Origin of the sequence: Phreatobacter sp., from assembly GCF_051860605.1 — a bacterium.
GTDB lineage: Bacteria > Pseudomonadota > Alphaproteobacteria > Rhizobiales > Phreatobacteraceae > Phreatobacter.
This window is the reverse complement of record NZ_JBHYDR010000028.1, coordinates 1-719: the sequence shown is the minus strand read 5'-3', so window position 1 is coordinate 719 and position 719 is coordinate 1. Positions and strand designations below refer to the sequence as shown.

1 protein-coding gene and 1 pseudogene are annotated in these 719 nt (G+C 60.1%); both read left to right on the top strand.

What is annotated here, in order from left to right; translation table 11 throughout:
- Positions 1-222, top strand: a pseudogene (locus tag ACTIFS_RS21715) (integrase core domain-containing protein); the annotation flags it as partial.
- 331 nt (positions 223-553) lie between these two features.
- On the top strand, positions 554-719 hold a 166-nt coding region (locus tag ACTIFS_RS21710), incomplete at its 3' end, for an NAD-binding protein (protein ID WP_439576208.1).

Sequence of the window (719 nt, the reverse complement as noted above, 5' to 3'; positions counted from 1 at the left end):
AACGACAGGCCGCCTAAGGCCATAAACGAAACCCAGGACTCTCCCTCAGGCCGGAGGAGAAGAGGGTCTCAGGTCACCCATTGGTTCCTTACACTTGCGGACGTCGCGGAAAAGTTGGAGGCTTGGTGCAGATACTACAACGAACATCGGCCGCACGGGGCCATCGGCAACAAGCCTCCGATCTCTCTGCAAAATCCCGGTGGCGCTCCCAGCCCGCTACCGCGACCAAGGCCCGGAAACTCCACCCTCGGGCGGTCCAACGATCGGTCTCGGATCATAAGGCCCGGAAACTCCACCCTCGGGCGGTCCAGAGATCGGTCTCGGATCACAGGGCCCGGAAACTCCGCCCTCGGGCGGTCCAGAGATCGGTCTCGGATCAAAAGGCCCGGAAACTCCACCTTCCGGCGGTCCAAAGAATGGGACCGGAACCTGCCGATCGCCCGTTGCTCCACTGGCGCGACTGCGCCAATCTCAGCCAAGGACTCTGGCGTCAACCGGATGGCAAACCGGGGTCACAGCACCACAATCTGCATATTGCTGCTGGAAGAATGACATGAAGATTGCCGTCGTCGGTCTGGGATACGTAGGTCTCTCGAATGCAGTTCTGCTTGCGCAGAATCACGATGTCGTCGCTCTCGACGTTGATCCCGCGCGGGTTTCAGCGTTGGAAGATCGCCGGTCACCGATCGAGGATGGGGAAATTGCACAGTTCTTGATGG